Origin of the sequence: Fodinibius salinus, assembly GCF_008124865.1 — a bacterium.
In the GTDB taxonomy this organism is placed as follows: domain Bacteria; phylum Bacteroidota; class Rhodothermia; order Balneolales; family Balneolaceae; genus Fodinibius; species Fodinibius salinus.
On record NZ_VNHY01000003.1, the window covers coordinates 15411 to 40230 of the forward strand.

Annotated in this window: 21 protein-coding genes and 2 tRNA genes; 9 read left to right on the plus strand and 14 right to left on the minus strand. The window is 43.2% G+C overall.

All coding sequences use genetic code 11. The features are described 5' to 3' along the window. Nucleotides 1-7: 7 nt before the first annotated feature. A complete protein-coding gene (locus LX73_RS13135; protein WP_246138215.1) occupies nt 8-3274 on the minus strand; it encodes an efflux RND transporter permease subunit in 3267 nt (1088 codons plus the stop codon). A gap of 14 nt (nt 3275-3288) precedes the next feature. Then, on the minus strand, nt 3289-4530 hold the full coding sequence (locus LX73_RS09220) for an efflux RND transporter periplasmic adaptor subunit (protein ID WP_170245654.1): 1242 nt from the start codon (nt 4528-4530) through the stop codon (nt 3289-3291). A 224-nt stretch (nt 4531-4754) separates the two neighbouring features. Here LX73_RS09220 and fsa point away from each other — a divergent pair, with 224 nt between their 5' ends. Beyond that, nucleotides 4755-5417 (plus strand): fructose-6-phosphate aldolase, encoded by a 663-nt coding sequence (fsa, locus tag LX73_RS09225; RefSeq protein ID WP_148899219.1) that lies wholly within the window; start codon nt 4755-4757, stop codon nt 5415-5417. A 227-nt stretch (nt 5418-5644) separates the two neighbouring features. Here fsa and LX73_RS09230 read toward each other — a convergent pair whose 3' ends face one another. The 3 genes from LX73_RS09230 to LX73_RS09240 form a co-directional block, all read right to left on the minus strand. Continuing rightward, a complete protein-coding gene (locus tag LX73_RS09230; protein ID WP_148899220.1) occupies nt 5645-7207 on the minus strand; it encodes an amidase in 1563 nt (520 codons plus the stop codon). A 162-nt stretch (nt 7208-7369) separates the two neighbouring features. After that, nucleotides 7370-8848 carry a phytoene desaturase gene (locus tag LX73_RS09235; RefSeq protein WP_148899221.1) on the minus strand — a complete coding sequence of 493 codons (1479 nt, stop codon included), beginning with the start codon at nt 8846-8848 and terminating at the stop codon, nt 7370-7372. Nucleotides 8849-8925: 77 nt separating this feature from the next. Beyond that, nucleotides 8926-9597, minus strand: coding sequence for a septal ring lytic transglycosylase RlpA family protein (locus tag LX73_RS09240; protein ID WP_281289670.1), 672 nt, complete (start codon nt 9595-9597; stop codon nt 8926-8928). A gap of 123 nt (nt 9598-9720) precedes the next feature. Between LX73_RS09240 and LX73_RS09245 the strand changes: the two genes are divergently transcribed. Then, nucleotides 9721-10386: an RNA polymerase sigma factor gene (locus LX73_RS09245; RefSeq protein WP_148899222.1), complete on the plus strand. Its 666-nt coding sequence runs from the start codon at nt 9721-9723 to the stop codon at nt 10384-10386. A gap of 29 nt (nt 10387-10415) precedes the next feature. Then, nucleotides 10416-10649 carry a hypothetical protein gene (locus LX73_RS09250; protein WP_148899223.1) on the plus strand — a complete coding sequence of 78 codons (234 nt, stop codon included), beginning with the start codon at nt 10416-10418 and terminating at the stop codon, nt 10647-10649. A 171-nt stretch (nt 10650-10820) separates the two neighbouring features. On the opposite strand, the gene LX73_RS09255 is transcribed toward LX73_RS09250, so the two are convergent. Next, nucleotides 10821-10893: transfer RNA gene (locus tag LX73_RS09255), tRNA-Thr, on the minus strand. A 163-nt stretch (nt 10894-11056) separates the two neighbouring features. Here LX73_RS09255 and LX73_RS09260 point away from each other — a divergent pair. After that, on the plus strand, nt 11057-11674 hold the full coding sequence (locus tag LX73_RS09260; protein ID WP_148899224.1) for a rhomboid family intramembrane serine protease: 618 nt from the start codon (nt 11057-11059) through the stop codon (nt 11672-11674). 209 nt (nt 11675-11883) lie between these two features. Here the strand turns inward: LX73_RS09260 and serC are convergent, their stop codons facing one another. Together serC and LX73_RS09270 are read right to left on the minus strand one after the other, a co-directional pair. Next, nucleotides 11884-12963 carry a 3-phosphoserine/phosphohydroxythreonine transaminase gene (gene serC, locus LX73_RS09265; RefSeq protein ID WP_148899225.1) on the minus strand — a complete coding sequence of 360 codons (1080 nt, stop codon included), beginning with the start codon at nt 12961-12963 and terminating at the stop codon, nt 11884-11886. Nucleotides 12964-13067: 104 nt separating this feature from the next. Further along, nucleotides 13068-14276, minus strand: coding sequence for a DUF1015 domain-containing protein (locus LX73_RS09270; RefSeq protein ID WP_148899226.1), 1209 nt, complete (start codon nt 14274-14276; stop codon nt 13068-13070). Between the two features lie 160 nt (nt 14277-14436). Here LX73_RS09270 and LX73_RS09275 point away from each other — a divergent pair, with 160 nt between their 5' ends. Beyond that, the gene (locus LX73_RS09275) at nt 14437-14748 is read left to right on the plus strand and encodes a DUF1844 domain-containing protein (RefSeq protein WP_246138216.1); all 312 of its coding nucleotides are present in this window, start codon (nt 14437-14439) and stop codon (nt 14746-14748) included. 11 nt (nt 14749-14759) lie between these two features. Continuing rightward, nucleotides 14760-15200 carry an NUDIX hydrolase gene (locus LX73_RS09280; protein WP_148899227.1) on the plus strand — a complete coding sequence of 147 codons (441 nt, stop codon included), beginning with the start codon at nt 14760-14762 and terminating at the stop codon, nt 15198-15200. 71 nt (nt 15201-15271) lie between these two features. On the opposite strand, the gene LX73_RS09285 is transcribed toward LX73_RS09280, so the two are convergent. From LX73_RS09285 to proS, 5 genes are all read right to left on the minus strand, one after another. Beyond that, a complete protein-coding gene (locus LX73_RS09285; RefSeq protein WP_148899228.1) occupies nt 15272-15922 on the minus strand; it encodes an energy transducer TonB in 651 nt (216 codons plus the stop codon). 149 nt (nt 15923-16071) lie between these two features. Then, nucleotides 16072-16491 (minus strand): VanZ family protein, encoded by a 420-nt coding sequence (locus LX73_RS09290; protein WP_148899229.1) that lies wholly within the window; start codon nt 16489-16491, stop codon nt 16072-16074. Next, on the minus strand, nt 16488-18008 hold the full coding sequence (locus tag LX73_RS09295; RefSeq protein ID WP_148899230.1) for an NAD(P)H-hydrate dehydratase: 1521 nt from the start codon (nt 18006-18008) through the stop codon (nt 16488-16490). Before LX73_RS09295 ends, LX73_RS09290 begins: the two co-directional genes overlap by 4 nt. Next, nucleotides 18002-18679, minus strand: a complete 678-nt coding sequence (locus tag LX73_RS09300) for a hypothetical protein (protein ID WP_148899231.1) — start codon at nt 18677-18679, stop codon at nt 18002-18004. The genes LX73_RS09295 and LX73_RS09300 overlap by 7 nt, the downstream gene beginning before the upstream one ends. A 9-nt stretch (nt 18680-18688) precedes the next feature. Further along, the gene (gene proS, locus LX73_RS09305) at nt 18689-20155 is read right to left on the minus strand and encodes a proline--tRNA ligase (RefSeq protein ID WP_148899232.1); all 1467 of its coding nucleotides are present in this window, start codon (nt 20153-20155) and stop codon (nt 18689-18691) included. 277 nt (nt 20156-20432) lie between these two features. Here proS and LX73_RS09310 point away from each other — a divergent pair. From LX73_RS09310 to LX73_RS09320, 3 genes are all read left to right on the plus strand, one after another. Beyond that, nucleotides 20433-20506: transfer RNA gene (locus LX73_RS09310), tRNA-Met, on the plus strand. 170 nt (nt 20507-20676) lie between these two features. Next, nucleotides 20677-22470 carry an aspartate--tRNA ligase gene (aspS, locus tag LX73_RS09315; RefSeq protein WP_148899233.1) on the plus strand — a complete coding sequence of 598 codons (1794 nt, stop codon included), beginning with the start codon at nt 20677-20679 and terminating at the stop codon, nt 22468-22470. 16 nt (nt 22471-22486) lie between these two features. After that, nucleotides 22487-23197 carry a DUF429 domain-containing protein gene (locus LX73_RS09320; protein WP_148899234.1) on the plus strand — a complete coding sequence of 237 codons (711 nt, stop codon included), beginning with the start codon at nt 22487-22489 and terminating at the stop codon, nt 23195-23197. Between the two features lie 133 nt (nt 23198-23330). Here the strand turns inward: LX73_RS09320 and sthA are convergent, their stop codons facing one another. Next, entirely contained in the window at nt 23331-24782 is a 1452-nt protein-coding gene (gene sthA / locus LX73_RS09325) for a Si-specific NAD(P)(+) transhydrogenase (protein ID WP_148899235.1), read from the minus strand. Nucleotides 24783-24820: the final 38 nt, after the last annotated feature.

Consider the following 24820-nt stretch of genomic DNA (forward strand, 5'->3'; position numbering starts at 1 on the left):
TGTTCAATTAACCTTCTGGTTGTGCAATTGGATCTTGTTTGTGAACCGCATCGAAGCCGAAGTTCTCGACCATAGCATTAATTAGTTTATATAGGCAAGGTACCACAAATAACATCAGCAGTGTTGACATGGTGAGTCCACCGATAACGGTACGTGCCATGGGGCTCCATGTTTCTGATCCCGAGCCGAGTTCAAGTGCCAGCGGTACCATCGATAGGATAGTTGTAAAAGCAGTCATCAAAATAGGGCGCAGCCTGCGCGTAGCTCCTTCTACAATGGCCTCATGCCGTGAATAATTGCGGGCCTGCAGAATCTTTATGTAGTCAATCATTACAATACCGTTATTTACAACAATGCCCGAGAGCAAAATAAGTCCAACCAATGAGGTAACACTGATGGCAGTGCCAGTTCCCCAGAGCATCAGTATAACCCCAGTAAGAGCAAGTGGAATAGTAAGAATGATAATAAATGGTTCAACCAGGCTTTCGAACTGTGATGCCATTACCATATAGGTGAGAATACCGGCAATGATAAATGCGATAAACAAAAAGTTGAATGAATCTTGTTGATCTTCGGCCGAGCCACTGATTTCATATCGATATCCTTCCGGCCAGTTGATCTGTTCCAGCTGCTGTCGTGCCCGGCTGCTGGCTGTTTTCAAGTCAACGCCGGAAAGATCGGCTGATACTTCGGTTACCCGTTCTTGGTTGATGCGCAGAATGTTTGTGGGGCCGCTATATCGTTCAATAGTAGCTAGGCTAGAAAGGGGAACCCAGTTGTCGTTTGGTGTCTGTATCTGTAGGCTCCGAAGAGCTTGGACGCTGGCCTTATCATTTTGTTCGAGCTGTACAAGTACTTCAAATTCAATACCCTGATCCACATAATTAGTTGCTAAATTGCCTTTGACAGCATTACTGATAGCAGTGGCGACATCAGAGGTGGACATTCCCAGCCGCGAGATTCGTTCCCTATCCATGGTTACGCGTAGTTCGGGCCGCCCTTGGTCGGCAGTACTGAAAACATTTACAATACCTTCCAGTTCGCGAAGATCTTTTTTAATACCTTTTGCAAGTTGTTCTTTTACTTGATGTTCATAGCCGTAAAGCTGGACGACAAGGCCACTTTCTCCCTCAGGTCTAAGTGGATCTTGTTGCACCTCTTTTATATTTGTTCCTGCTACGGTCTCCAGCTGGTCTAATAAGGAAGATACAATTTGGGATTCGCTGCGCTGCCGCTGATCTTGAGCAATAAGTTCAACTCGTATAGTTCCCTGATAACCGCCAGGGTTATCAGCTCCCTCAATGCCTTCTTTATCTCCAAAATCGGCAACGATCAGTTCGGCCTCTGGTACTTCTTTGTCAACGATAGATTCTACTTGTTTAATGGATCGCCCCAGTTCAAACAGACTTACGCCGGGTTCGCGCTGTATATCCAGAATAAAGGAATTGTCATCCACTGTTGGGAAAAACTCGCCGCCTAAAACATTGAACAGTGGTAAGGTGATAAGAAATAGTACCAGCGCAGATATTACTACTTTACCGCTATTGTTAAGTAATTGGTCAATCCTTTTAGAATAGGCCTTTTCAATACCCACTAGAAAATTATCCAGCGCAGGACCTACTTTATTGCTGAAAAACCAGCCGGCTTTTCGTTTTGCAACCCTAAAAATCCAGTAGATAGGATAGACAATAACGCCGAGAAGAAGCAGAGGGGCAATGCCAATTCGTTTCCAGATGTTGCCCCGGCTCCAGTCCAGCAGTCTCTTTAGGTATATATCTTTTTCTTCTTTTTCTTCTTCAGTATCCAATAAAATAGAGCTCATCATTGGGATGAGTGAGAGGGCAACGAGAGAAGAGACAATAAGGGCAAATGAAATGGTCAGTGCTAGGTCACGGAATAAAAATCCGGCGATGCCGGGTACAAATAGTATGGGAATAAAAACGACCAGAGTAGTGAGCGTAGAAATGACCACTGGCACAGCTACCTCTTGAGCCCCGAAAATAGAGGCTTCCTTGCGGTTGTGTCCCTCTTCTTTAAAGCGAAAAATGTTTTCGAGGACTACTACGGCATCATCTACAACCATACCTACGGCAAGGGTAAGTCCCGACAGCGAAATGATATTGAGGCTCAGGTTGGTCCAGTCCATGATGCTGAAGGTAGATATTATAGATACTGGAATAGAAATAGCAATAATAAGCGCAGAGCGTCCACTATGCAGAAAGGCCAGCAAAATAAGAATCACAAGTATTACCGCCTGCAGGCCGGTCCACAGTAGATTGTTAATAGAGCTTTGAATAAAATTTGCCTTGTTGGTAAGCACATCTACCGAAACATCACCCGGCAGTATATCTTGCATGGTATCAAGCTGTCCGGTTACGCCATTAGCCGTCGTTACCACATTAGCATCGCTTTGCCGATATACATTGACGATAACACCTTCTTTTCCATTTACATGCACGTTGCCAATAGGCTGTGCTATACCGTCTTCAACGGTTGCCACATCATTAAGGCGTACCGGATTACCATCTTGCTGGGCGATAATGGTATTGCGAATTTGATCAACATTCTTGAATTCACCGATAGTACGCAGTGAGTAAATTGTACGCCCCTCTATAAGTTCACCAGCGGGTACCTGGATGTTTTCGGCCTGCAGTTTACTGGCAATGGTGCCAATAGTGAGGCCGTACGTTCGCATCTGTTCGTTACTGATATCAATATTAATCTGCCGTTCATAACCGCCGGCCGTTTCGCTTGAGGCTACGCCTTCTATTCGTTCCAGCTGCTGCTCCAGATCTTGTTTTGCAATGGTACGCAACTCCCGGGGACTCTGAGTATCAGAGGTAAGAGTAAGGACCATGACTGGTTCTTGATTAGGGTCATACGAAAAAACAATAGGCTGCTCGGCATCATCAGGAATGGTTCGGCGTACAAAATCGAGTTCTTTACGAACATCTGATTCTGCCTGGTACAGATTGGTTCCCCAGTTAAATCTCAATTTGATAACTGAAGCTCCCTGTTTTGAAGATGACTGGACTTCGCGCACACCGCTTATGCTGCCCACCTGTTCCTCAATGGGACGTGTAACGAGCGTTTCCATATCGCCCGGGGCTACACCTTCGTAGGTAGTATAAACGGTGATAGTGGGGAAAGAGACATCCGGATAGAGGTTTAACCGCAAATTGGAAAGTCCAAACAACCCAAATCCAATTACGATCAGGCTGGTCATGAAAAATGTAACCGGTCGTTCAACCGCCTTTTTTGCTAAAGCTTTCATAAATAAATAAGTAGTTAGGAGGTTGCGCTTGTATCTTGGGAGACGGAGTCAGCTTGTTGATCTTTCATATCTTGAATCGGGACTTCTTCCTTCGAAGAGGGCTGAAAATTTTCGGGATCAGCAATACGCACCTTTGTGCTGTCTGTAAGGTCAGATTGCCCGGTGATGACAATTTCATCGCCTGCGTTAATGCCACTTGCTATCTCCACACTGTTACCTTGTTGAATACCTAACTCAACCTTACGTTCAAAGGCAATACTATCTCCCTGAACTACAAAAACTGAGTAGCTGCGTTGCAGCTGAATGGAGTTTGATTCGGGTTCGATAAGGGTTTGTACGTTTTCTACGAGAGCAGCTCTGGGAATGACGGGCGTATCATTATGTGTTTCTACATCAATAATTGATTCCACAAGCACACCTTGATAAATGGAGTTACCGCGCTCGGTTAAACTAATTCTTACTTCTCCAAGTCCGGTATTGGCATCCAGACGCGGACTTTTTTGGGTCACGCGCCCCCGCCCGCTGATATCAGATTGGTTGGAAACGCGAAAATTGACCGGCTGACCAATTTCTACTTCTTTCCATTCCTCAAATGGCACATGTACTCGGGCTTGATATCCGATTAGATTAGCTATTTCAAAAGCTGTTTGGCCAGTAGTGGCAACATCGCCCTCTGAGATCTTTCGGCTGAGTACCGTTCCATAAACCGGAGAAGAAATCTTTGTATTATTTAAGTTTTCTCGACTTTCGGTCAAATTAGCTTTCGACGATTCCAGTTGGGCTTTACTATTTTGAAAAGTGGCTTTGGCATTGTCAAATTCTGTAGCGCTTATTAAATCCTTTTTATAAAGTTCTTTTTGCCGTTGAAATTGCAAGCTGTCTCTTACATATGCTGATCGGTTTTGTTCAAGTTGCGACTGGGCCTGCTTGTATTGATCTCGATAGGTAGCATCATAAACTTTAGCCAGCACTTCTCCCTGTTGTACTGTATCACCCAGCTCGGCATGAATTTCGACAACGCGATTTGAAACCTGTGGTGTTACTTGTACAATTTCTTGTGCCCGTATATTTCCGAATGATTTTATTTGTTGAGAGATGTTTTGGGCAGAAACGGTGATAGTTTCTACGCTGGTGGGAGGATCCTCTTGTTTATTTTGCCCCGACCAGTTAGAGCGTGAAGATTCGCCAGAACCGCCGCTGCATGCTTGTAAAACAATAATTAATGACAATACTGAAAGTAAAGATAGATTTTTCACGTTCATAGAGTTTGATGATGAATTTTTAGGCAACAACATACCTACGAATGTCAGAAGTAAATGATTCACTTAATCCAAAGAAAAATTAAACTTAATGATTTTTAACAAGATTAAACGTCGAAGTTAGATTTTAAAAAAGATCATTAAGGTAGTTGGGTTTAAGAAAGGCGAAGAAAATTTCTTATTTTAGATTTGAACAAAAACACAATTCTATACTGCTGAATATGAAATTTTTTATTGATACTGCCGACCTTGATGAAATTCAGGAAGCTCATGATCTGGGTGTTCTGGATGGAGTAACAACAAATCCCAGTTTATGTGCCAAAATTGGTGTGGCGGACTTTGAAGGACACATTGCTAAAATTTGCAATATGGTTGACGGTGATGTTTCTGCCGAAGTTGTTTCCACGGAATATGATGAAATTATGGCTGAAGCCCGTGGCCTTGCTGATATTGCAGATAACGTGGTGGTTAAGGTTCCGCTTATCAAAGAGGGTATCAAGGCTATCCGCAGTCTTTCGGATGAGGGTATTCGTACGAACTGTACGCTCTGTTTTTCTGCCACGCAGGCATTACTGGCTGCCAAAGCAGGTGCTACCTATATTTCTCCGTTCATTGGTCGTCTTGATGACATCTCTGATGACGGTATTCAACTTATCAAAGATGTAGTTACTATCTACGATAATTATGGTTTTGATACAGAGATACTGGCGGCAAGCATTCGTCACCCTATGCATGTTCTTGAATCTGCCCGTCTTGGTGCTGATGTTGCTACAATGCCTCTCAAAGTGATCGATCAGCTGTTGCACCATCCCAAAACTGACAGTGGACTTGAGCGCTTTCTGAACGACTGGGAGACCTTGCAGGGAGAACTCGAGAATAAGTAGAATACCTGTTAAAAGACCATTCAAATTTTGTGATCGTTACTGCGAACGATCACAAAGTGGTCTGGAAAACCAAGATAAATTTATACAGTATCTCAAAATTGGATGTTTGAGATAGCGAGTTTAATAATGGGTTACTGGTAATAATAAATTCTTATTGTTCAATTGTTACCAGTTTATAACTAACTGTATTGGCTAAGGTCGAGGCCATCTCAACCGGTGTTTGACTATTATTCTGCATTGTTAAGTGTAGGAGGTTTTCGAATATTCGTAGCCTGCTCAAACCCATAGGCAATTTCTATGAGCGCAGGTTCACTCCATGCCCTTCCAAAAAAAGAGACGCCTACAGGGAGTCCGTCAATAAACCCCATGGGTACTGTAATATTGGGATAACCGGCATGCGCCGCGGGAGAACTGGAGGAAACCGAGAAGTTGTCGCCGTCCGTCAGATCTGTTTTCCAGGCCGGTGCGCCGGTAGGAGCCATAATAGCATCCAAATTATGTTCATCCATAACCTTGTCGAGCCCTTTTTCTTTTGCATAAGTCATCAGACGTTCAAGAGCTTTCTGGTATTCTTCCGAATTTAAATCCCCCTTTTTATTAGCTTGAATTAACAAGTCATGATCGAAATAATGCATTTCCACCGAGTCAGCTAGTGTCTTTTTGACAAGCTCATCAAAACTATCTATTGGAGCGTCTTTGCCGAGGGAATCGAAATACTTGTTGAGTCCATGTTTAAATTCGTACAATAAGACCTGGAAAGAATCGCCGTTAATATTTTCTTCTGAAATCTGGTCGATTTCAACGATGGTTGCTCCCTGCTCTTTAATAAGACGCTTTGTTTGTTGTATCAGTGTATCTACGCGGTGATGGCTGCCTAGAGGTTTCGTCCAAAACCCAATGCGCTTTCCTTGCAGACCATCTTCATTGAGAAATTGTGTATAGGCTGTATAATGATGATCTCTGCTTGCTTTGGTTTTGTTATCTGCGCTGTCTACCCCTGTCATTGTTCCCAATGCGATGGCTGCATCAGTCACTGTTCGCGCCATAGGTCCGGGAGTATCTTGCGTGTGTGATATCGGAATAATTCCCGAGCGACTCAATAGCCCAACGGTCGGTTTTATGCCAACGATACCATTAGCTGAAGAGGGGCAGGTAATAGAGCCATTTGTTTCTGTTCCCAGAGCAATGACTGAAAGATTAGCCGAAACGGCAGCTCCCGAACCAGAACTGGACCCACAAGGATTGCGGCTGAGATCATACGGATTATGTGTTTGTCCACCGAGACCACTCCACCCGCTGGACGAAAAGCTGCTGTGAAAGTTTGCCCATTCACTGAGATTAGCCTTACCCAGGATAACCGCTCCCGCTTCACGTAGTTTTTTAGTGATGAAGGCATCATCATCTGGTACGGATCCTTCAAGTGCCCGTGCTCCGGCTGTAGTGGGCATATCCTTGGTGTCGATATTGTCCTTTAAAACAACTGGGACACCATGTAGGGGGCCACGAATACTGTCATTGGCTAATTCTTTATCAAGTGCTTTGGCCTTTTTTATGGCATCAGGATTAAGGTAAATCATCGAGTTTAATTTCATCCCGTTTTGATCAATCTTTTCTATGCGATCCAGGTAGGCGTGGGTTACATCCGCAATAGTAAAATCCCCATTGTCATAGCCTTCCTGCAGTTCTTGAATTGTAACTTCTTCAAGCCCAATCTGCTTGTAAGTAGATTTTTGCTGGCAAGATATAAAGCTAATTGATAGTATTGCTATCAGAAAAAGTATGCGTTTCATGATGTATTAATTTTATCCGGAATTACGCTAACAATATACAAGAGCTGAACAATATTTCCATCAGAGAATCAATATTCGGTAGTCGATGTAGGTAAGAGTTTTGATAAACGTTCACCTTTATCATACTGATGTACTTCTTTGGGCTGTACATTTGAGAAAAAGTTATTCCTCACAGATAAGATCTTCAGCAATCTTAGCTGATGACAGTACGCCCGGTAGTCCTGCACCCGGATGGGTGCCTGCTCCCACAAAAAACAGATCATCCACATCTTCTGATTTATTATGGGGGCGAAACCAGGCCGACTGTGTTAGGATCGGTTCAACTGAAAAGGCTGACCCTTTATAACTGTTTAGAGTCTGCTGAAAGTGTAGGGGATCAATATGATGTTCCGTTACAATATGCTCTTCCAGATTGGGTAAGTAGTTTTGTTCCAGAAAATGAATGATAGCATCGCGGTATGGTTTGGCTTTTTCTTTCCAGTCTGTGCCGCTGTCAAGGTGAGGTACTGGTGAGAGTACATAAAATCCTTCGCAGCCTTCGGGAGCCAGTGAGGGATCGGTTTTAGTAGGCATGTGCAAATAAAGAGAAAAATCCTCTGCCAGTTTTTTGTCATGAAAAATGTCAGTCAGTAGTTCCCTGTATCGCTCTCCGAGAATAATATTGTGGTGCTCTAGCTCGGAGTCGAGGTAACGCCGGTCAGTGCCGAAATAAATCACAAAGAGTGACATGCTGTATTTAGTACGTTCAATTTTTCGATTGGTATAGGTTGAACGTTCCTTTTCGGGAATCATATAGCGATAGGTAAAGGCTACATCCGCATTAGATACCACTTGATCGGCTTGGTGTGTGCTTCCGTCTTTCAGCCGAACTCCGGTTGCACAGCCGTTTTGGATCATAATTTCATCGACCTCGGTGTTGTAATGAATAGCACCACCTTGCTCTTTGATAAGTGTGGCCAGTGCATTGACAATGGCGCCCGTGCCGCCCATGGCATAGTGAACCCCCCACTGGCGTTCCAGGTAGTGAATCATGGCATAAATAGAAGTAGTATCAAAAGGATTGCCGCCTACTAGCAAGGGATGAAATGAAAAGACTTTGCGCAGGAAGTCGTTGTCAATATATTGGGCAATATATTTGAATACGGTCTTATGCGATTGCAGTTTGATAAGGTCAGGCACTACCTTAATCATATCCCATAGATTTAAGAAAGGTTGGTCGGCCAGTTCTACAAATCCCTTGTCAAAAATAGCTTTGGTTGACTGTAAGAACTTGGTATAGCCTTCTTTATCGTCGGGATTCCAGCGTTCAATCTCATTGAGTACGAACTCGTGATCACCATTATAGTCGAACTTTTCGCCGTTGCCATTAAAAATCCGGTAATAAGGATTACATGGCACGAGCTCAAAATAGTCTTCCCGATTTTTTTCGGCGGCATTGAAAATTTCATCAAAAAGAAACGGAGCGGTTATTACGGTGGGCCCCCCGTCAAATGTAAAGCCGTCTTGCTCATAGACGTAAGCACGTCCGCCGGGCTTGTCGCGCTTCTCAAAAATTTCAACTTCATGTCCGCGTGAGAGTAGCCGCGAAGCGGTGGCAAGTCCGCCAAAGCCACTGCCAATTACAATTATTTTTTTCTTCATTTATTGGTGAACTGCATTATAGGTAAGTGACTAAACCAAAAAGAAACGGTAATCCATTCCGGGATTTATCAAGAATATCAGTTTTCAATCTGCTTAACGTAGCCCTTATATCCTTTTTGGGCAAGCATACGCTTTTTTTGACGAGCCGTATCTTTGTCTGTGTATCGTCCGTAATACACTCGGTACACTTTTTGGCTGTCTAGGATAATAGTTTCGACGCGTGAACCGCTTATTTTTCGGGAATGGGAAAATGCTTTATCTTTTTTGCGATATGATGCAAGTTGTACTGTATAAGTGGGTGTTTTTAGGTCAGTGACACGTGAATTTTCAAGATCACCTTCCATTAAAATTAAAGAGACACGTGCGGTACCGGCTCCCAACATGTCAATTTCCTGGGCAGCTTTTTTAGAGAGGTCAATAATCCGATTTTTGGCATAAGGCCCACGGTCATTAATTCGAACTGTTACTGACTGACCGTTATCCAAATTCTTGACTTTTATGATACTGTTAAAGGGCAGGGTACGGTGCGCAGCCGTAAGGGCATACATATCATACTTTTCGCCATTGGCAGTAAGCTTGCCGTGAAAATTGGGACCATACCAGCTGGCTTTGCCATCCTCAATTTTTTTGGAAGAGGATGAGGTGGATTTTGTAGTGTTATCTGTATCGGGTGCTCCCATACGTTCAGTGGTACCACAAGACGAAATGAGGAAAGCTAACAAAAGTATAATGAATGAGAGATAGCGCACACTAAATTTGTTTATTGATAATATTCAATTGTAATTACAGAATTTGCTAATACAAATAATTGGTATCTCCTGAGAGCTTACCTATTTTCAGTTTTTATTACTCGATAAACTAATATCTGAATAATGCTCCGGTGGTTCAAAAATAAAAATCCACAACCTCCCTACAGTAATGATCAATGGGTGGATTTGTTGTCTGAGCCGGTGAATGAGCAAGCCGTTGATGAACTTAGCCGTCAGCTTATCCGTGGTCTAAAGCCAGCCTTGCATAAATATGTGGATCGGGAACTGCAGCAGTTTGTGGAAGATGTTGCACAGGACAGTATCCTAAAAGTTTTAAATAATATTGAGACGTTCAGAGGTGAAAGTAAGTTTATGACCTGGGCTATGAAAATAGCCGTGCGCGAAGGACTTACCGAGCTTCGTCGCAAACGCTGGGATAATGTATCGCTGGATGAAATGAAAGCGGGCTACAGCAGTAAAGATCGAGAAGAATTTACTTCTCGATCATTTGCTGGTAATAATCCTTCGCCGGAGACTGATACGGCCCAAAAGATGGTTGTTGAAAAAATTGAGCAAATGATTGAAGAGCTGCTTACCAAACGGCAGCAACGAGTGATAGAGGCACTGCTTATCGAAAATAAACCTAGTTTTTTGGTGGCCAAAGAGATGGATACCAACCGAAATAATCTTTATAAGTTGTTGTATGATGCTCGCAAAAAGCTCAAAAATGAACTGGAAGTTCAGGGTATTGACCCTAAAGAATTATTACAGCAAATTTCAGAATCCTGAGAATTGCAGGAACGCAATGAACTAACATTATGAAACTGACAACGAATATAACAAAAAAAATACTCGGTGCTGTTGCCGCTACAGCTGATGAGGAAATTGCCTGCGGTAAATGTTATGAACAGGTCGAAAAATTTGTAGAGTTGAAGCTTAGCGGTAAATCACCCGAAGAAGCAATGCCGCTTGTCGAGGAACATTTACAGCGGTGCGAAGAATGCCGAGAAGAGTACGAGGTCTTGCTTAATGCTTTACAAGAATTGGAGTGATCACATCAATTTATTTAAAGCGAAAAGAGGAGTTCGATAATATAGACGTTGACGAGGTCACCTAAAAATTGTAGCACACAAACTCTATTAAGTAGCGTAACATTCAGCGCGACATAATTCGCAATAAATACATAATAACCTTTAAACCCTGTTTAACGGCTTCAAATGAAGAGCCGAAGATCGGATTCGAACCGACGACCTACGCTTTACGAGAGCGTCGCTCTACCAATTGAGCTACTTCGGCTTATCAATTTGGGATTCTATCCCTGGCTACACTGGCTTTTGGATAATGCAGATATTTTATTTGAACAAAGATCCAAATATAACCACTCTCCGTTTGGGTTGACAAATTTTTATTAGCCTTCACAGTTTCCGTTCTATATCTTAGGGCAAAAAAATAGCACCGCATGAATGAGTTTATATCAAATTATCCGGTAACATTTTACTTAGTAGCGATAAATGTATTTTTTTCGCTGGCAGCATTGTATTTATATCCTCCTATTATTGAATGGGGATATCTCAAACCGTACCGCACGGTTCGGCAGAAGTCATGGTACGAGCTGTTGACTTCAGGCTTTTTGCATGCCAACATCGGTCATTTGTTTGTTAATATGTTTACGCTCTACTTTTTCGGTCAGGTCATGGAAAGAGTACTGGGCGGCAATTATTTTTTGGGCTTGTATCTTAGCGGATTGATCGCAGCGGGAATTCCGTCGCTTATCAAATTTAAAGATGATCCTAATTATGCAACCTTGGGAGCGTCAGGTGCGGTGGGATCGGTGCTGTTTGCCTTTATTCTGTTGTTCCCGTTGGAGCCTATCTATCTTATGTTAATTCCAATACCCATTCCGGCTATTGTGTTCGCCATTGGATATCTAGGATACAGCATGTATGCCAGTAAGCAGGCGCGCGGAAAAATTAATCACGAAGCCCATGCGGCGGGTGCTGTCTGGGGCATTCTTTACCTGATACTGTTTGTACCAAATACCATCGATCATATTCTTACGGTATTTGGACTGATGTGATGTTTTGTAAAAAGATTTTTTCGATCTTATCGCACTGATTTTATAGAATCAGTACTTATATCACTCCGATGGCGAGAATTAAGCGAGCTTAGATTTATTATTTTAGATTCCCCAATACAAAACAGTATTCGTTGTTTCCTCTTGAGCGAGGTGGCCCAGCATATGAATTGTTGTGCTTGATTAGGGGGTAAACGGTCTCTAAACTTACTCTACCCGTTATTCTTCCGAAAGTCTCGCATAAATTGTATCAGTGTTTCTACACTTTCGCGTGGACAAGCATTATACATACTGGCCCTGATACCACCGACACTGCGGTGTCCCTTAAGTGCCAGAAGATTATGTTCAGCAGCTTCGCCAAGAAATTTTTGCTCCAGCTGTTCGGTGGGCAAGCGAAAAGTAGCGTTCATAAGTGATCGCGAATCTTTATCGACTGCTCCGCGATAAAAATCATCGGCGTCGATTTCATCATATACAAGAGTAGCTTTCTCTTTATTGAATTTCTCGAAGTATGAAAGCCCGCCCTGCTCTTCAATCCATTCCAACACCAGGTTGACCATATACACGTTATAGGTAGGAGGCGTGTTGAAAATCTTTTCAGCATGCGTCTGGTACTGGAGAATTGTAGGCACGTCTTCGGTAATTGCTTGTTCAAGAAAATCTTTGCGTACGATAACAATAGTTACTCCGGCAGGACCTACATTTTTTTGGGCGCCGGCATAAATCAGTCCATATTTCGACACATCTATTGGTTTTGCCAGAAAGTCGGATGAAGCATCGCAAACAAGCGGGACACCATTGGTCTCCGGTTCGTCGGCAAACTGAGTGCCGGCCACAGTATTATTAGAAGTGTAATGTACATAGGCAGGGTCTTCACTGAGATTTAGCTCATCATCGGTGGGGACACTGTCGTATCCCGACTCTCTGCTGCTAAATGGCCGGTGGACATTGCCAAAAATCTTTGCCTCTCTGATGGCTTTTTTTGACCATCGGCCGGTATCAATATAGTCAGCTGTTTGGTCATCGCGCAGAAAATTAAATGGAACCATCATAAATTGTGAGCTGGCACCACCCTGCAGAAACATAATTTCAAAATCGGTGCCGAGGTTTAGCAGATCCCGCAGCCGTGATTTGGCCTGATGGTCAATTTCGGTGTATTCGGCGCTGCGGTGGCTGATTTCCATCACCGATCGTCCCATCTCTTGGTATTCGGTAAATTCACTTTTTGCTTTTTTAAGTACTTCAAGAGGCAATGTTGCAGGTCCGGCGCTAAAGTTATGAACGCGATCCATAATAGTTGTGTGTTGTAGAGTTATTAGAGATTTAAAGAATCAAGTGATTATGTCATTCTGCCCTGATTCCGAATTTTCTGGGTAAACAGAATCTTTCGAACAAATTAAAAAGTGTGTACCAGCAGTCCCGATCGTAGCTTCGGTTCAAACCATGTTGACTTTGGAGGCATCAGTTTGCCAGCATCCGAGACTTCAACAAGTTCAGAAATATCTGTTGGATACATACTGATGGCCATTTCAGCGCTGTTATTGTCAACAAGTTCTTCCAGTTCTCCAGTGCCTCTGATGCCGCCTACAAACGAGATGTTATCATCTCGTCGGGGATCAGTAATATCCAGTAGCGGAGCAAGCAGATGTTCTTGCAGACGGTGCACATCCAGTTGTTCTACACTGTTTGGATTATCTGTTATCGGTAGCTGCATCTTATACCATTGTCCATTTATATAGATACAGATATTACCTTTCTCAGATGGTGTAGGATCATTGACAGATGAAAGATCAAACTTATTGTCCAGTGTTTGATAGAAATTCTCGGGCACGGAATAGATAACTCGGTTGTATGCCATGATGTGCATGTTTGACATCGGAAATATTACGGCCGGGAAAAAATTATAGGCTTCATCACCTGTATGGCTGGCATTTTCTTGTCGTTTCGTTTCTGCTGCCCGCGAAGCTGCTTTACAACGGTGATGACCGTCGGCAATATATAAATTTGAGATATCCTTAAACGTTTTTACAAACTCATCCGTATATGCAGTTTTCCATATTTTGTGGATTACTCCATCCTCAGCCTTAAAATCAAATAAAGGATCTGTTTGGACCACTTCATCAATCAAGCTTTGAACCTGCCGGTTGTCTTTGTACGTAAGCATAACGGGCTCGGCATGGGCTTGCTGGGTAAGGATGTGTTTAGTTCGGTCATCCTCTTTTTTGGGTCGCGTAAGTTCATGTTTAAGGATCACTTCATTATCATAGTCATCCACAGACACGCAAGTAAAAATACCAGTTTGGCGGCGCCCCTTCCTAATCAGCTGATAAATGTAAATGCAGGGTTCGTCATCTTGTGTGAGAGTACCATCGGTAATGAGCTGCCTCAGATTTTCTGCGCCTTGGTCATAAACCTCATCGTGATAGGGATCAGTGTCTTCGGGTAGGTCTATTTCGGGACGCACAACATGTAGAAAGCTTTTGGGATTACCCGCCGCCATTGTGCGTGCTTCTTCAACGCTTACCACGTCATAGGGAACGCAGGCAATTTGCTCTACTTCGTCAGTTTTAGGCCTCCATGCGTTAAAGGGATGTATTACCGCCATGAATCATTTTTTTCGTATAAAATTTCTGTTAACAAGGCTGGACAAGGTACTTGGTTCACGGGAATTTTTAAAGAATTGTAAAGGAAAATTTAGGACTCTTCTATTAATTATTTGTAATAAAGATCTTATTTTATAATGAATTTGAATAAAATTATTTACTATGGATGAAATGAATTTAAACGGCGATAATTTATCAGAAGATGAACAGCAGCAGCTTCTTTTTATGATGCTCGTCCAGCAGCATCAACAGATAGCTATGATGGGGATGGGGAAGATGGAGAACCCGCAAACCGGAGAAACTGAACGCGAGCTTAAATCAGCCAAATTTGCCATTGACACGTTAGTAATGCTGCAAGATTTTACGGAAGGCAATCTGCCGGATAAGCTGGATAATTATCTTAAAGAGACGTTGAATAACTTGCGGATGAATTATGCTGAAGAAAAAGAAAATGACGATTCGGAAGAGGAATAATTTTTTGCAGTATGTCTAAGATCAAACCGATAACAGCAGCAGGAGGAGTTGTTTATCGAGAGGGCTCTCAGAAGATAAAGCCCAATATTCTGGCTATATATCGGCGCGGAAAGTGGGATTTACCCAAGGGCAAACTAGAAGATGGAGAGACAATTAAAGAATGTGCCGTCCGGGAAGTAGCCGAAGAAGTAGGCCTTACTACAACTCCTAATATTGCTACTAAATTGCATGAAACCTATCATGAATATGAGCAGGCTGGTACTTACTTTGGCAAAACAACCCACTGGTTTGCGATGCAGTTAAATGAGGAAGACCAAGGAGGAGAATTTAATGCTCAAGAGGAGGAAGGCATTGAGGAAGTAAAATGGTTTGATTTGGAGAAGGCTAAAATTATGATGGGCTATGCTAACCTCGTTGAAGTACTTGATGCTTTTGATCAGTGGCAGCAGTAAGAATAACCGCATAAAAATAAAAGGGATGCACTGAAAAGTGCATCCCTTCCGTAATTGATAACTATGTTAAACTAGTTTTGTAGTTTAAAGGTGATCGGCAGGCTATATTGTACACGAACCGGCTCACCTCGCTGGCGTCCTGGTTTGAATTCTGCTTGCTTTACCACGCGTAAGGCTTCTTTATCACAACCGCCACCAATGCCTCGAATAACCTTCGGGTCTTCAACATTACCATCTTCTGTAACAACAAATTGAATAGTAACCCTTCCTTCAATGCCGGCTTTTCGTGCCATTTCGGGGTAGTTAATTTGTTTCTGCAAACCTGCAAGACCACCTTTCAGTTCAGGCATATTTTCAACAGCGACGAAGAAATCTTCTTCTTCCTCTTCTTCGGGTGGAGGTGGCATTTCAAGCTTTTCGTCCATGCTCATATCGGCATCCAGATCGATACTCTGATCTTCGACAATTTCGTCATTTGGTACTTCTACAGGTACTTGAGGAGCAGGTGGAGCTGGGGGTTTCTTTTCCTGTTTGGTTTGAACAACTTCTTCCATCTTGGTGACTTCTTGCTCTTCCGTCAAATCCGCATCGGGCTTTTCGGATACAAAGTCAATTTTTGCTGCCAAGACAAATAGAAGCAGGACAACAATCATCCCTCCTTGTAAAAACAAGGTGTAATAGTTTTGAAGATCAGACGATGGTTTTTTTCTATCCGATCGCATAATTACCTCCGCATTAAATTAAGGTATCAAATTTTCTTTGGATAAATGAAACAAATTATTCTGCTTAATATCCACTTTAATAACGAAAAATATATCACAATTATTTTATGAATGAAATACTAATTCTGATGAGCATAGTAGAGATTGAGCTATTTATTGAGCGATTGTAACCGTTCTTTATTGGGCGTATAGTGCAGTACCCAGAGAGCAAGGAGACATCCAAGGATATCAAATGCAAAGTCAAGGGGGTCTGCATGGCGGTTGAGAGGGAGAGAGTATTGTAAAATTTCAATAATCAGACCAAATGCAATGCCTAATCCACCGATAATCCATTTATTAAGTTTAGGGATGGGAAAGTTGCCAATTTGGTTATATAGCCCTAGTGTTAGAGTCCAGCCTCCAAAAAGAGCTAAGTGTCCCAATTTGTCATAGTCCCACATTTTATTGTCTCCCATCACATCGGTAGGTACAAGGGTAAGTCCAAGCATAAGAAGGGTAAGCACCCCGATTGCCAGAGGGAAAAGAAAGCTATTTCGCTCAAGAAATGAATAGATAGAAATTAACCTCATATAAAATCAGTAGGTTCGGGAATCTTGTTGGTATCCTTTTGCAATGAAGATAATTTTTGTTGACCATTGAGCAGAGCAGCTGCGCAACTTTCATCAGCGGCTAAACCAAGGGCGGAGAAGGCACTTACTTTTCCCGCCAGCACATCACCACTTCCGGCACGGGCGAAATAGTTGGTGTTGTAATTTGTTAAATAGCATTTTCTGCTGGGGGTTCCGATTATGCCCGGCATGCCCTTCGATAATATTGTGGTGTTATTTTCTTGGCATAATTTTCGAACGGTATTTAATCGCTGATGACCTTCACCGATTTCATCTTTAATCAGTTTTTGGAGTTCGCCGGGATGAGGGGTTAATATCCAGTTTGCTTGGTCCGTTTTGGGCCACTCTTCTAATTGAGATAGGCACCACAAGCCATCGGCATCAATAATAGTATCAGTTGTAGTTGTTGTGAGTAGTTGCTCTACAAATGATATTGTATCGGTATTTCGCCCCAGACCCGGCCCAAGCAGCATGCTGCTTTCTTTTTCCTGGAGAATGTCTTGTACCTGTTCGGCATGACTTTCTTTAAAATAATAATCTTCCTTTTTACCTACCGGTTTTTTGATAACTGATGGCAGATTGTGTTCAAATACGGATAGCAGCCCCCGTGGACAGATAATAATAATGGCACCAAGTCCTTCGGCCCAGGCACTTCTGGCGGCCATAATGGCAGCACCCGTTAATCCTTCGGAACCGGCCACAATATGCAGTACGCCGGAATCATACTTGTGTTTGCCTGGTGTGTAAGAGGGAAGGGATACCCAATCAGTATCGAGGGCAAATGTCTTGCAGTCTTCTTTATAAGCATTGGGAAAGGGGAGGTCGCAATAGTCAATAGTTCCGGTAACTGCAGGTCCGTCGTTAAGATAAAACCCTTGTTTACGTCCGCCAAAGGAAAAGGTACGTACTGCCTCTATTGCCTTGCCCATCTTTTCTCCGGAATCGGGATGTAATCCGGTAGGGATATCCATAGCTAGTACCGGATGTTGTTGCTGGTTGGCCCAGCCTACGGCTTTAGCATAATCGCCCCGGAGATCACTCGTTAGCCCGGTTCCAAGCATCCCGTCAATGATAAAATTATAGTTATTTGGAGCAGAAAAACCTGACCACTTTTCGTAAATGGTGATGCGGTCTTTCTTATCAAAGGCCCGGAGAAGTTTAAGGTTCTTTTGCGTATCTTTGGAAAGATCATCAGTACCACTTATAAATACTAGCGTCACTCTAGCATCATGCTGCAAAAGATACCGGGCTACGACCAGTGCATCCCCGGCGTTGTTTCCTTTACCGCACAGAAAAACATTGTGTTGAAGCTGCTTATTGTGCTGCAAAATCTTTTTGGCAGCTGACGATCCTGCTATTTCCATCAGCGTAAAACCATCTATGTCCATCTCTTCGGTAGTTCGATGGTCAACTTTTTGGCTCAGCTCAGCATCAAGCAGATAGTGAGAGTAAGGTGCGTCAAGAGTCTCTTTTACCATATATTTATGAATATGATTAGCTCAATAATTGTAAGCAGAATGCCGGCTGTGGTTCCGCCAACCAATTCTGTAAATGAGTGTACGCTTAGATGATAGCGCGCCCACATGATCATAGGTAAAAGTAGTAAAAGGTGGGTTAAGGATAAAATTAATGTGATAGTATGATATTCAGTAATGCTCCAAAGAAACATAAGCCAATAAACAGTACCTGCGACAGCAACTGAAGCCGAATGTACACTTACTTTCCAACGTAGATTTAGAAGGAATGAGATAGCAAGATTTGCCAGTACCACTAGTGACAGAATAAAAATAAAGGTGTGGAGTACAGAAGTTAGTTGATAAATAATCAGTGAAGCGAGAGATGCAGTAGCTATTGAAAAAGCATATAATGCCGTGCGCGTTTTTCGGATAGGCAAGTCCATGGAGTGGATAATGCCACGTCGAAACAAAAAGAATGTGAGTAGAAAGGGTAGAAGGCTATAGCATATAATTGCTATACCGGTAACCTGCAATGTTGTCCATAGGGATTGCTTCAACAGTATACAACTCCCCAAAAGTATGGCGGGCGGCATAAATAGGGGGTTGCCGAGGTCAGAAATCAGACGTGCTAATCCTTCCTCGGCAAATCGATCAAAAATGTTAAGTGTACTGTCTACGGGCGATTGCTCCATAGCCACTGTTTAGTAAGCTTGGGCAAATAATACTTTTTGCTTGGATGGTTTGCCGGTTACCATGCATTCGCCTTGCTCTCCATCTTCCAGCGGAATACATCTGATAGTAGCTTTCGTTTCATCTTTGATTTTTTCTTCGGTTTCTGCAGTACCATCCCAGTGGGCATATACAAAGCCACCTTCCTCTTCGATTATTTCTTTGAACTCATTATAGGAATCTACCGAATGGGTATTTTCGTCAATGCGTTGTTGTGCACTTTTATATAAGTCCTCCTGGATAGTCTCGAGGAGATCAGCAGCGTGCTGTGCAATGCCTTCACGGTCTTCAATATTCTTGTTGCCGGTATCTCGGCGGGCTACTTCCACATTATTGTTTTCTAGGTCACGGGGACCAATCGTCAGCCTAAGTGGAACACCAGCCGCTTCGTGTTCATTAAACTTCCAGCCGACGCTCATGTTTTCACGATGGTCAAGTTTAATACGGATATCCAGCTCATTGAGCTCGTCCATAATTTCGTGGCAGTAATCAAGCACCTCTTCTTTCTGCTCATCATTTTTCCAGATGGGTACAATTACAATTTGATTAGGTGCTAGCTTAGGGGGAATAATGAGTCCTTGGTCATCAGAATGTGTCATAATCAACCCGCCGATAAGTCGCGTAGAAACGCCCCAGCTGGTAGCCCAAACATATTCGTGTTGACCTTCGGAGCTTTGAAATTTTACGTCGAAGGCCTTGGCAAAATTCTGCCCCAGGAAGTGCGATGTACCGGCCTGCAGCGCTTTGTTGTCCTGCAGAAGTGTTTCTATGCAATAAGTATCTACAGCACCAGCAAAGCGTTCGGATTCAGTTTTTACACCCGTTTTAACCGGCATAGCCATATATTCTTCGGCAAAAGTACGATAGACTTCCAGCATTTGCTTGGTTTCATCCACCGCTTCTTCTTTTGTAGCGTGGGCGGTGTGACCTTCCTGCCAGAGAAACTCCATGGTGCGTAGAAACATCCGCGTCCGCATTTCCCAGCGTACGACGTTAGCCCATTGGTTAATCAGGATTGGCAGATCGCGATACGATTGAATCCAGTCCCGGTAGGAATCCCAGATGATGGTTTCGGAAGTCGGACGTACAATTAGCTCTTCGTCCAGCTTCGATTCGGGATCTACTTCAACCCCGTCTTCCGAGCTTTGCAGTCGGTTATGAGTTACGACGGCACACTCTTTGGCAAAGCCTTCAACATGTTGGGCTTCTTTCGATAAAAATGATTTTGGAATAAAAAGCGGAAAATAAGCATTCTCATGGCCGGTGTCTTTAAACATCTGATCCAGCGAATCCTTCATGTTTTCCCAAAGGGCATAGCCGTTGGGACGAATAACCATACAGCCGCGTACTGGAGAATGGTCGGCCAACTTGCCTTCGCGAATTACATCCTGATACCACTGCGAAAAATCTTCGTCTTTACTGGTAATCTTCTTTGCCATGAGAACTGATAAAATTGAAAATGTTAGGTTTTGATTTTATAAGCTGGAAAATAAGGTGATTTAAAGGAGCCTCAAAAAAGTTTATAGACCTCGTCAGGTTCCGATGTATCGGTATTCTTGTCAGCCGGTGATTGAAATTGATAGTGTAGAAGAAAACGATGGCTGATTCTACTTAATATTTTCAAGAAAAAGTTATATATTTGGCAACTCTTGATTTGATTGAAACTGCTTGATAGTCTCAACGGTTCGATCCCTGAATCAAGTCACATAATTTTATGGCGTGGTAGCTCAGTTGGTGAGAGCGTCGGATTCATAACCCGGAGGTCGACGGTTCGATTCCGTCCCACGCTACAAAATCCTGAAGTTTTTCCTTATGGAGCTTTAGGATTTTTTTATTGGTTACTTTTCTTGAAGGTGTGCAGTTATTTGGAATATCAATTCAATAAGCGATTGGTCTGCATAATACTTATTTTCAAGGCTTCTGAAAACAGATCAATTTAATTTAGCAGATATTTACTTTTATGGCGTGGAAACGATCACATCACTGTGCTGAACTGACAACCGAAAACATGGGAGAAGAGGTTATCCTTAATGGATGGGTAGATACCCGCCGCGATCTGGGTGGCGTAATCTTTATAGACTTACGGGACCGGTACGGTATTACGCAAATTGTTTTTAAAGAAACGGATGAAAGTCTCCACAGCAAAGCTGAACAGCTGCGAACCGAATATGTGATTGGTATAAAAGGTACAGTCAAAAAAAGGGGCGAAGAAAATATCAATGATGAGCTGTCTACCGGAGGAATAGAGATAGATGTTAATGATTTAACTATTTACTCTGAGGCCGAAACCACACCTTTTGAAATCAAGGATGATATTGAAACCGGTGAAGATTTGCGTCTGGAATATCGTTATTTAGATTTGCGGCGCAATGAGTTGCAGCAAAATATGATTATGCGTTCGGATTTTTACCAGTCCACGCGCTCATATTTTTATGAGAATGATTTTCTGGAAGTGGAGACGCCAGTACTGATGAAAAGTACGCCAGAGGGTGCACGTGATTATCTGGTGCCCAGTCGCGTAAATCCCGGTCGTTTTTTTGCGTTACCGCAAAGTCCGCAAACCTACAAACAGTTGCTTATGGTTTCGGGTTTTGACCGCTACTTTCAGATCGTAAAGTGTTTTCGGGACGAAGATCTGCGTGCTGATCGTCAGCCGGAGTTTACTCAGATTGATGTCGAAATGTCGTTCGTAGATGAAGAAGATGTAATGGAATCTACCGAAGGGCTGATGCAGAAACTTATGGCTGATACCATTGATGAGCAGGTTAAAGCTCCTTTTGAGCGAATGACCTACGAAGAGGCAATGAGAACGTATGGCACTGACAAGCCGGATACGCGCTTTGGCCTGGAATTTACCGATTTTTCTGATCTCGTCGAAAATTCTGATTTCAATATTTTTGCCAACACCGTGCAAGACGGTGGCGCAGTACTGGGTATTACGGTCCCGGATCAGGGAGATATGGGACGTGGTGCAATTGATCGGCTTACCGAACGCGTGCAGGATGAAACCGGTGCGGCGGGTCTCATTTATATAAAGCTAAATGAAGATGACGGTGTAAAATGTAGCGTTGGCAAATTTCTTGATGATAGTACAGTGGATGCTATGGTGGATCGTGCGGATGCTGACATGGGTGATCTGGTACTCATTTTGGCAGGTGCGAGCCCTGATGTATATAAGCAGATGGGGCAGTTGCGTCTGATGATGGGTAACGAACATGACCTTATTGATGAAGAAGCATATGAATTTTTATGGGTTACCGACTTTCCACTGGTAGAATGGAGTCGGGAAGACCAGCGGTATCATGCACTGCACCATCCGTTTACATCTCCCAAAATGAATCAGCTTGATCTGCTGGATGATGATCCTGCTTCGGTGAATTCACGAGCTTACGATCTGGTGCTTAACGGCTACGAAATTGGCGGCGGGTCTATTCGTATTCACGATCGTGAACTCCAAACCCGGATGTTCGATTTGTTGGGGATTGATGAAGAAGAGGCCGAAAAGCGGTTTGGCTTTCTGTTGGAAGCCTTTAAATACGGAGCCCCACCGCACGGAGGTATTGCACTTGGCGTAGATCGGATCGTGATGATTTTGGCAGATGAAAGTAGCTTGCGGGATGTGATTGCCTTTCCCAAAAATAAGAAGGCGCAAAGTACAATGGATAACAGCCCAGATTTTGTGGATCAGGAGCAGCTCGATGAATTGCATATCGAGCTTAAGCACTATGCCGAGAAGGCTGCACAGGAAGAGTAACTAAAAAGCTATTAGATTGAAGACATTAGGATTAGACGGTTGCCGTGCCGGATGGATAGCGATAAGTATAGATGATGAGAACGCGGGATACTGGTTGCTGGAGTCCGACGAAAAACTTAAAGAGTTTTTTGAGGATTTCGATCGTATCTTTATTGATGTGCCCATCGGCTTAACGGAGAAAGAGTATGTCCGGCAGTGTGATGCCGAGCTCCGTGATGTGCTGGGCCCTGATTATCAAGCCAGTGTGTTTAATCCGCCCATACGCTCGGCCTTGTATGCACCAACTTATGCCGAGGCATCAATGACCAGCTTTGAGACTACGGGTAAGAAAATTTCGTTGCAGTCGTGGAATATTACGCCCAACATTAAAATTGTGGATAAGTACCTGCAGGAAAACGAAGAACTGCGGGAAAAAGTGTATGAAAGTCACCCCGAATTGTTGTTTCGGATTCTCAACGGCAACAACTCCATCCTGCAAAAGAAAGCCACAAAGAAAGGATTGCGTCACCGGCTGAAATTGCTAAAGGATAATAGTAAATATGCGGATGACTTTTTTCGCGATATCAAAGAAGAATATCGCCGTAACCAAGTAGACGAAGACGACATTGTGGATGCCATGTCGCTGGCGCTCTTTGCTTTACGATCAGTTGACGAAGAGATAAAGACACTGCCCGACGATCCGCCCACCGATAATACAGGATTACCAATGGCCATTCACTACGTGTAAATTGATAGTCACAGCACCCGTTTGATTATATTAATACGGAAATTATAAAGTAGCGATTAGGCCAATAATTGAATTAGTTCAATTATAATACCAATATTGAGATTTAGTTTAGCTAATATGTTGGTATTGCAAGCTACTTATCTTCAAGAATGTTTTGGTATTTAACGCCCGCTTTAAAAACACGATTTACGCCATTAAAAGCGGCAATACGGTACGCTTCACTCATAGTGGGATAGTTCATGACGTGATTGATGAAATAGCGAACATCACCCTCAAAGGAAATTACTGATTGCCCGAGGTGAATCATATTGGCCGCATCATCACCCAGAATATGTACGCCCAGCAGGTCCAGAGATTCAGTTTCGAAGACAAGTTTAAGCATGCCTTCGGTGTGATTGGTCATATCTGCTTTGGCAATGTTACTAAAGTAGGCGCGACCGACCGAAACATCCAGTTCCTGTTCTTCGGCTTCTTTTTCGGTGAGACCGATACTGGCAATTTCCGGGATGGTATAGATGGCGTAGGGAATTTCGTTTGGCACTTCGAGGGCGGGAATTCCAAACATATTGCAGGCGGCAAGGCGCCCTTCGGTAAAAGAAGCAGAGGTTAGCCTGGGGAAGCCAATGACATCTCCGGCTGCATAGACACTGTCGCTGGATGTTTTAAAATCATCGTTCACTACAATGCAGTCTTCCTTATCAACTTCTACCTGCGTATTTTCGAGCCCCAAACCCTCAATGTTGGATTTACGTCCTCCCAGATAGAGCACATGTTCGGTTTCAAGCACTTGCCGTCGGTCTCCGTCGTTGGCAGATGTGAAGGTCACCTCGGTATAATTTCGAAGACTGTTAAAATCCACACCCTGGATTGCTACATCCGTTTTTAGGTTGATGTTTTTATTGTCGAGCACCAACTGCAGCTGTTCTTTAATTTCATGATCTAGGAAAGAAAGCACTTCACTGCGATCGCTGAGTACTGTAACCCGCGTACCAAGAGCAGAAAAGGTGGTGGCATATTCAATAGCATGCACGCCCGATCCTACAATGGTAAGCCGGCGCGGAATGTGAGTGAGTTCAAGGATAGATTTATAATCCAGAATCTTGTCACCGTCGATCTCGAAATTCTCCGGTTCACGTGGGTTGCTACCGGTACATACTAAAATATAGTCAGCGGTATATGTTTCTGTTGTTCCGAAATGCGTTTCTACCTCTACCGTATGTTCATCCAAAAAACGTCCAAAACCGCGTGCTACATCAACTTCATTTTTGATGAGGTCATTCTTGACCTTCCGGTTTTCTTTCTCCAGTATTTCCTGTTTATACTGCAACAGGTCAGCCATTCGAAAGCGCTCGTACGGCTTTTTGTGGTCTTCATCACCAAACTGATCATTAAATCCGAGAATAGTTTCTGAAGCTTCTCTGAGTGCTTTACTGGGGACCGTACCCGAATTAATCCAAGTACCACCCAGATATTCTTGGTGGGATTCAATGACCAACGCATCCTTGTTAAATTTGGAGCTTTGCATGGCACATGAAAAGCCGGCCGGACCGGTTCCGATAACGATAACATCGTAATCTCTGTTCATAATAACCTATACTTGCGGTAAATGGGATTAAGCATTAG

Excerpts from the sequence above, each read along its gene's own strand:
- LX73_RS09280 (WP_148899227.1), top strand. The coding sequence starts at position 14,760 with ATGTCTAAGATCAAACCGATAACAGCAGCAGGAGGAGTTGTTTATCGA.
- fsa (WP_148899219.1), top strand. The coding sequence starts at position 4,755 with ATGAAATTTTTTATTGATACTGCCGACCTTGATGAAATTCAGGAAGCT.
- LX73_RS13135 (WP_246138215.1), bottom strand. The coding sequence starts at position 3,274 with ATGAAAGCTTTAGCAAAAAAGGCGGTTGAACGACCGGTTACATTTTTC.
- LX73_RS09250 (WP_148899223.1), top strand. The coding sequence starts at position 10,416 with ATGAAACTGACAACGAATATAACAAAAAAAATACTCGGTGCTGTTGCC.
- LX73_RS09300 (WP_148899231.1), bottom strand. The coding sequence starts at position 18,679 with ATGGAGCAATCGCCCGTAGACAGTACACTTAACATTTTTGATCGATTT.
- LX73_RS09275 (WP_246138216.1), top strand. The coding sequence starts at position 14,437 with ATGGATGAAATGAATTTAAACGGCGATAATTTATCAGAAGATGAACAG.
- LX73_RS09245 (WP_148899222.1), top strand. The coding sequence starts at position 9,721 with ATGCTCCGGTGGTTCAAAAATAAAAATCCACAACCTCCCTACAGTAAT.
- LX73_RS09285 (WP_148899228.1), bottom strand. The coding sequence starts at position 15,922 with ATGCGATCGGATAGAAAAAAACCATCGTCTGATCTTCAAAACTATTAC.
- LX73_RS09270 (WP_148899226.1), bottom strand. The coding sequence starts at position 14,276 with ATGGCGGTAATACATCCCTTTAACGCATGGAGGCCTAAAACTGACGAA.
- LX73_RS09290 (WP_148899229.1), bottom strand. The coding sequence starts at position 16,491 with ATGAGGTTAATTTCTATCTATTCATTTCTTGAGCGAAATAGCTTTCTT.
- aspS (WP_148899233.1), top strand. The coding sequence starts at position 20,677 with ATGGCGTGGAAACGATCACATCACTGTGCTGAACTGACAACCGAAAAC.
- proS (WP_148899232.1), bottom strand. The coding sequence starts at position 20,155 with ATGGCAAAGAAGATTACCAGTAAAGACGAAGATTTTTCGCAGTGGTAT.
- LX73_RS09295 (WP_148899230.1), bottom strand. The coding sequence starts at position 18,008 with ATGGTAAAAGAGACTCTTGACGCACCTTACTCTCACTATCTGCTTGAT.
- serC (WP_148899225.1), bottom strand. The coding sequence starts at position 12,963 with ATGGATCGCGTTCATAACTTTAGCGCCGGACCTGCAACATTGCCTCTT.
- sthA (WP_148899235.1), bottom strand. The coding sequence starts at position 24,782 with ATGAACAGAGATTACGATGTTATCGTTATCGGAACCGGTCCGGCCGGC.
- LX73_RS09230 (WP_148899220.1), bottom strand. The coding sequence starts at position 7,207 with ATGAAACGCATACTTTTTCTGATAGCAATACTATCAATTAGCTTTATA.
- LX73_RS09260 (WP_148899224.1), top strand. The coding sequence starts at position 11,057 with ATGAATGAGTTTATATCAAATTATCCGGTAACATTTTACTTAGTAGCG.
- LX73_RS09235 (WP_148899221.1), bottom strand. The coding sequence starts at position 8,848 with ATGAAGAAAAAAATAATTGTAATTGGCAGTGGCTTTGGCGGACTTGCC.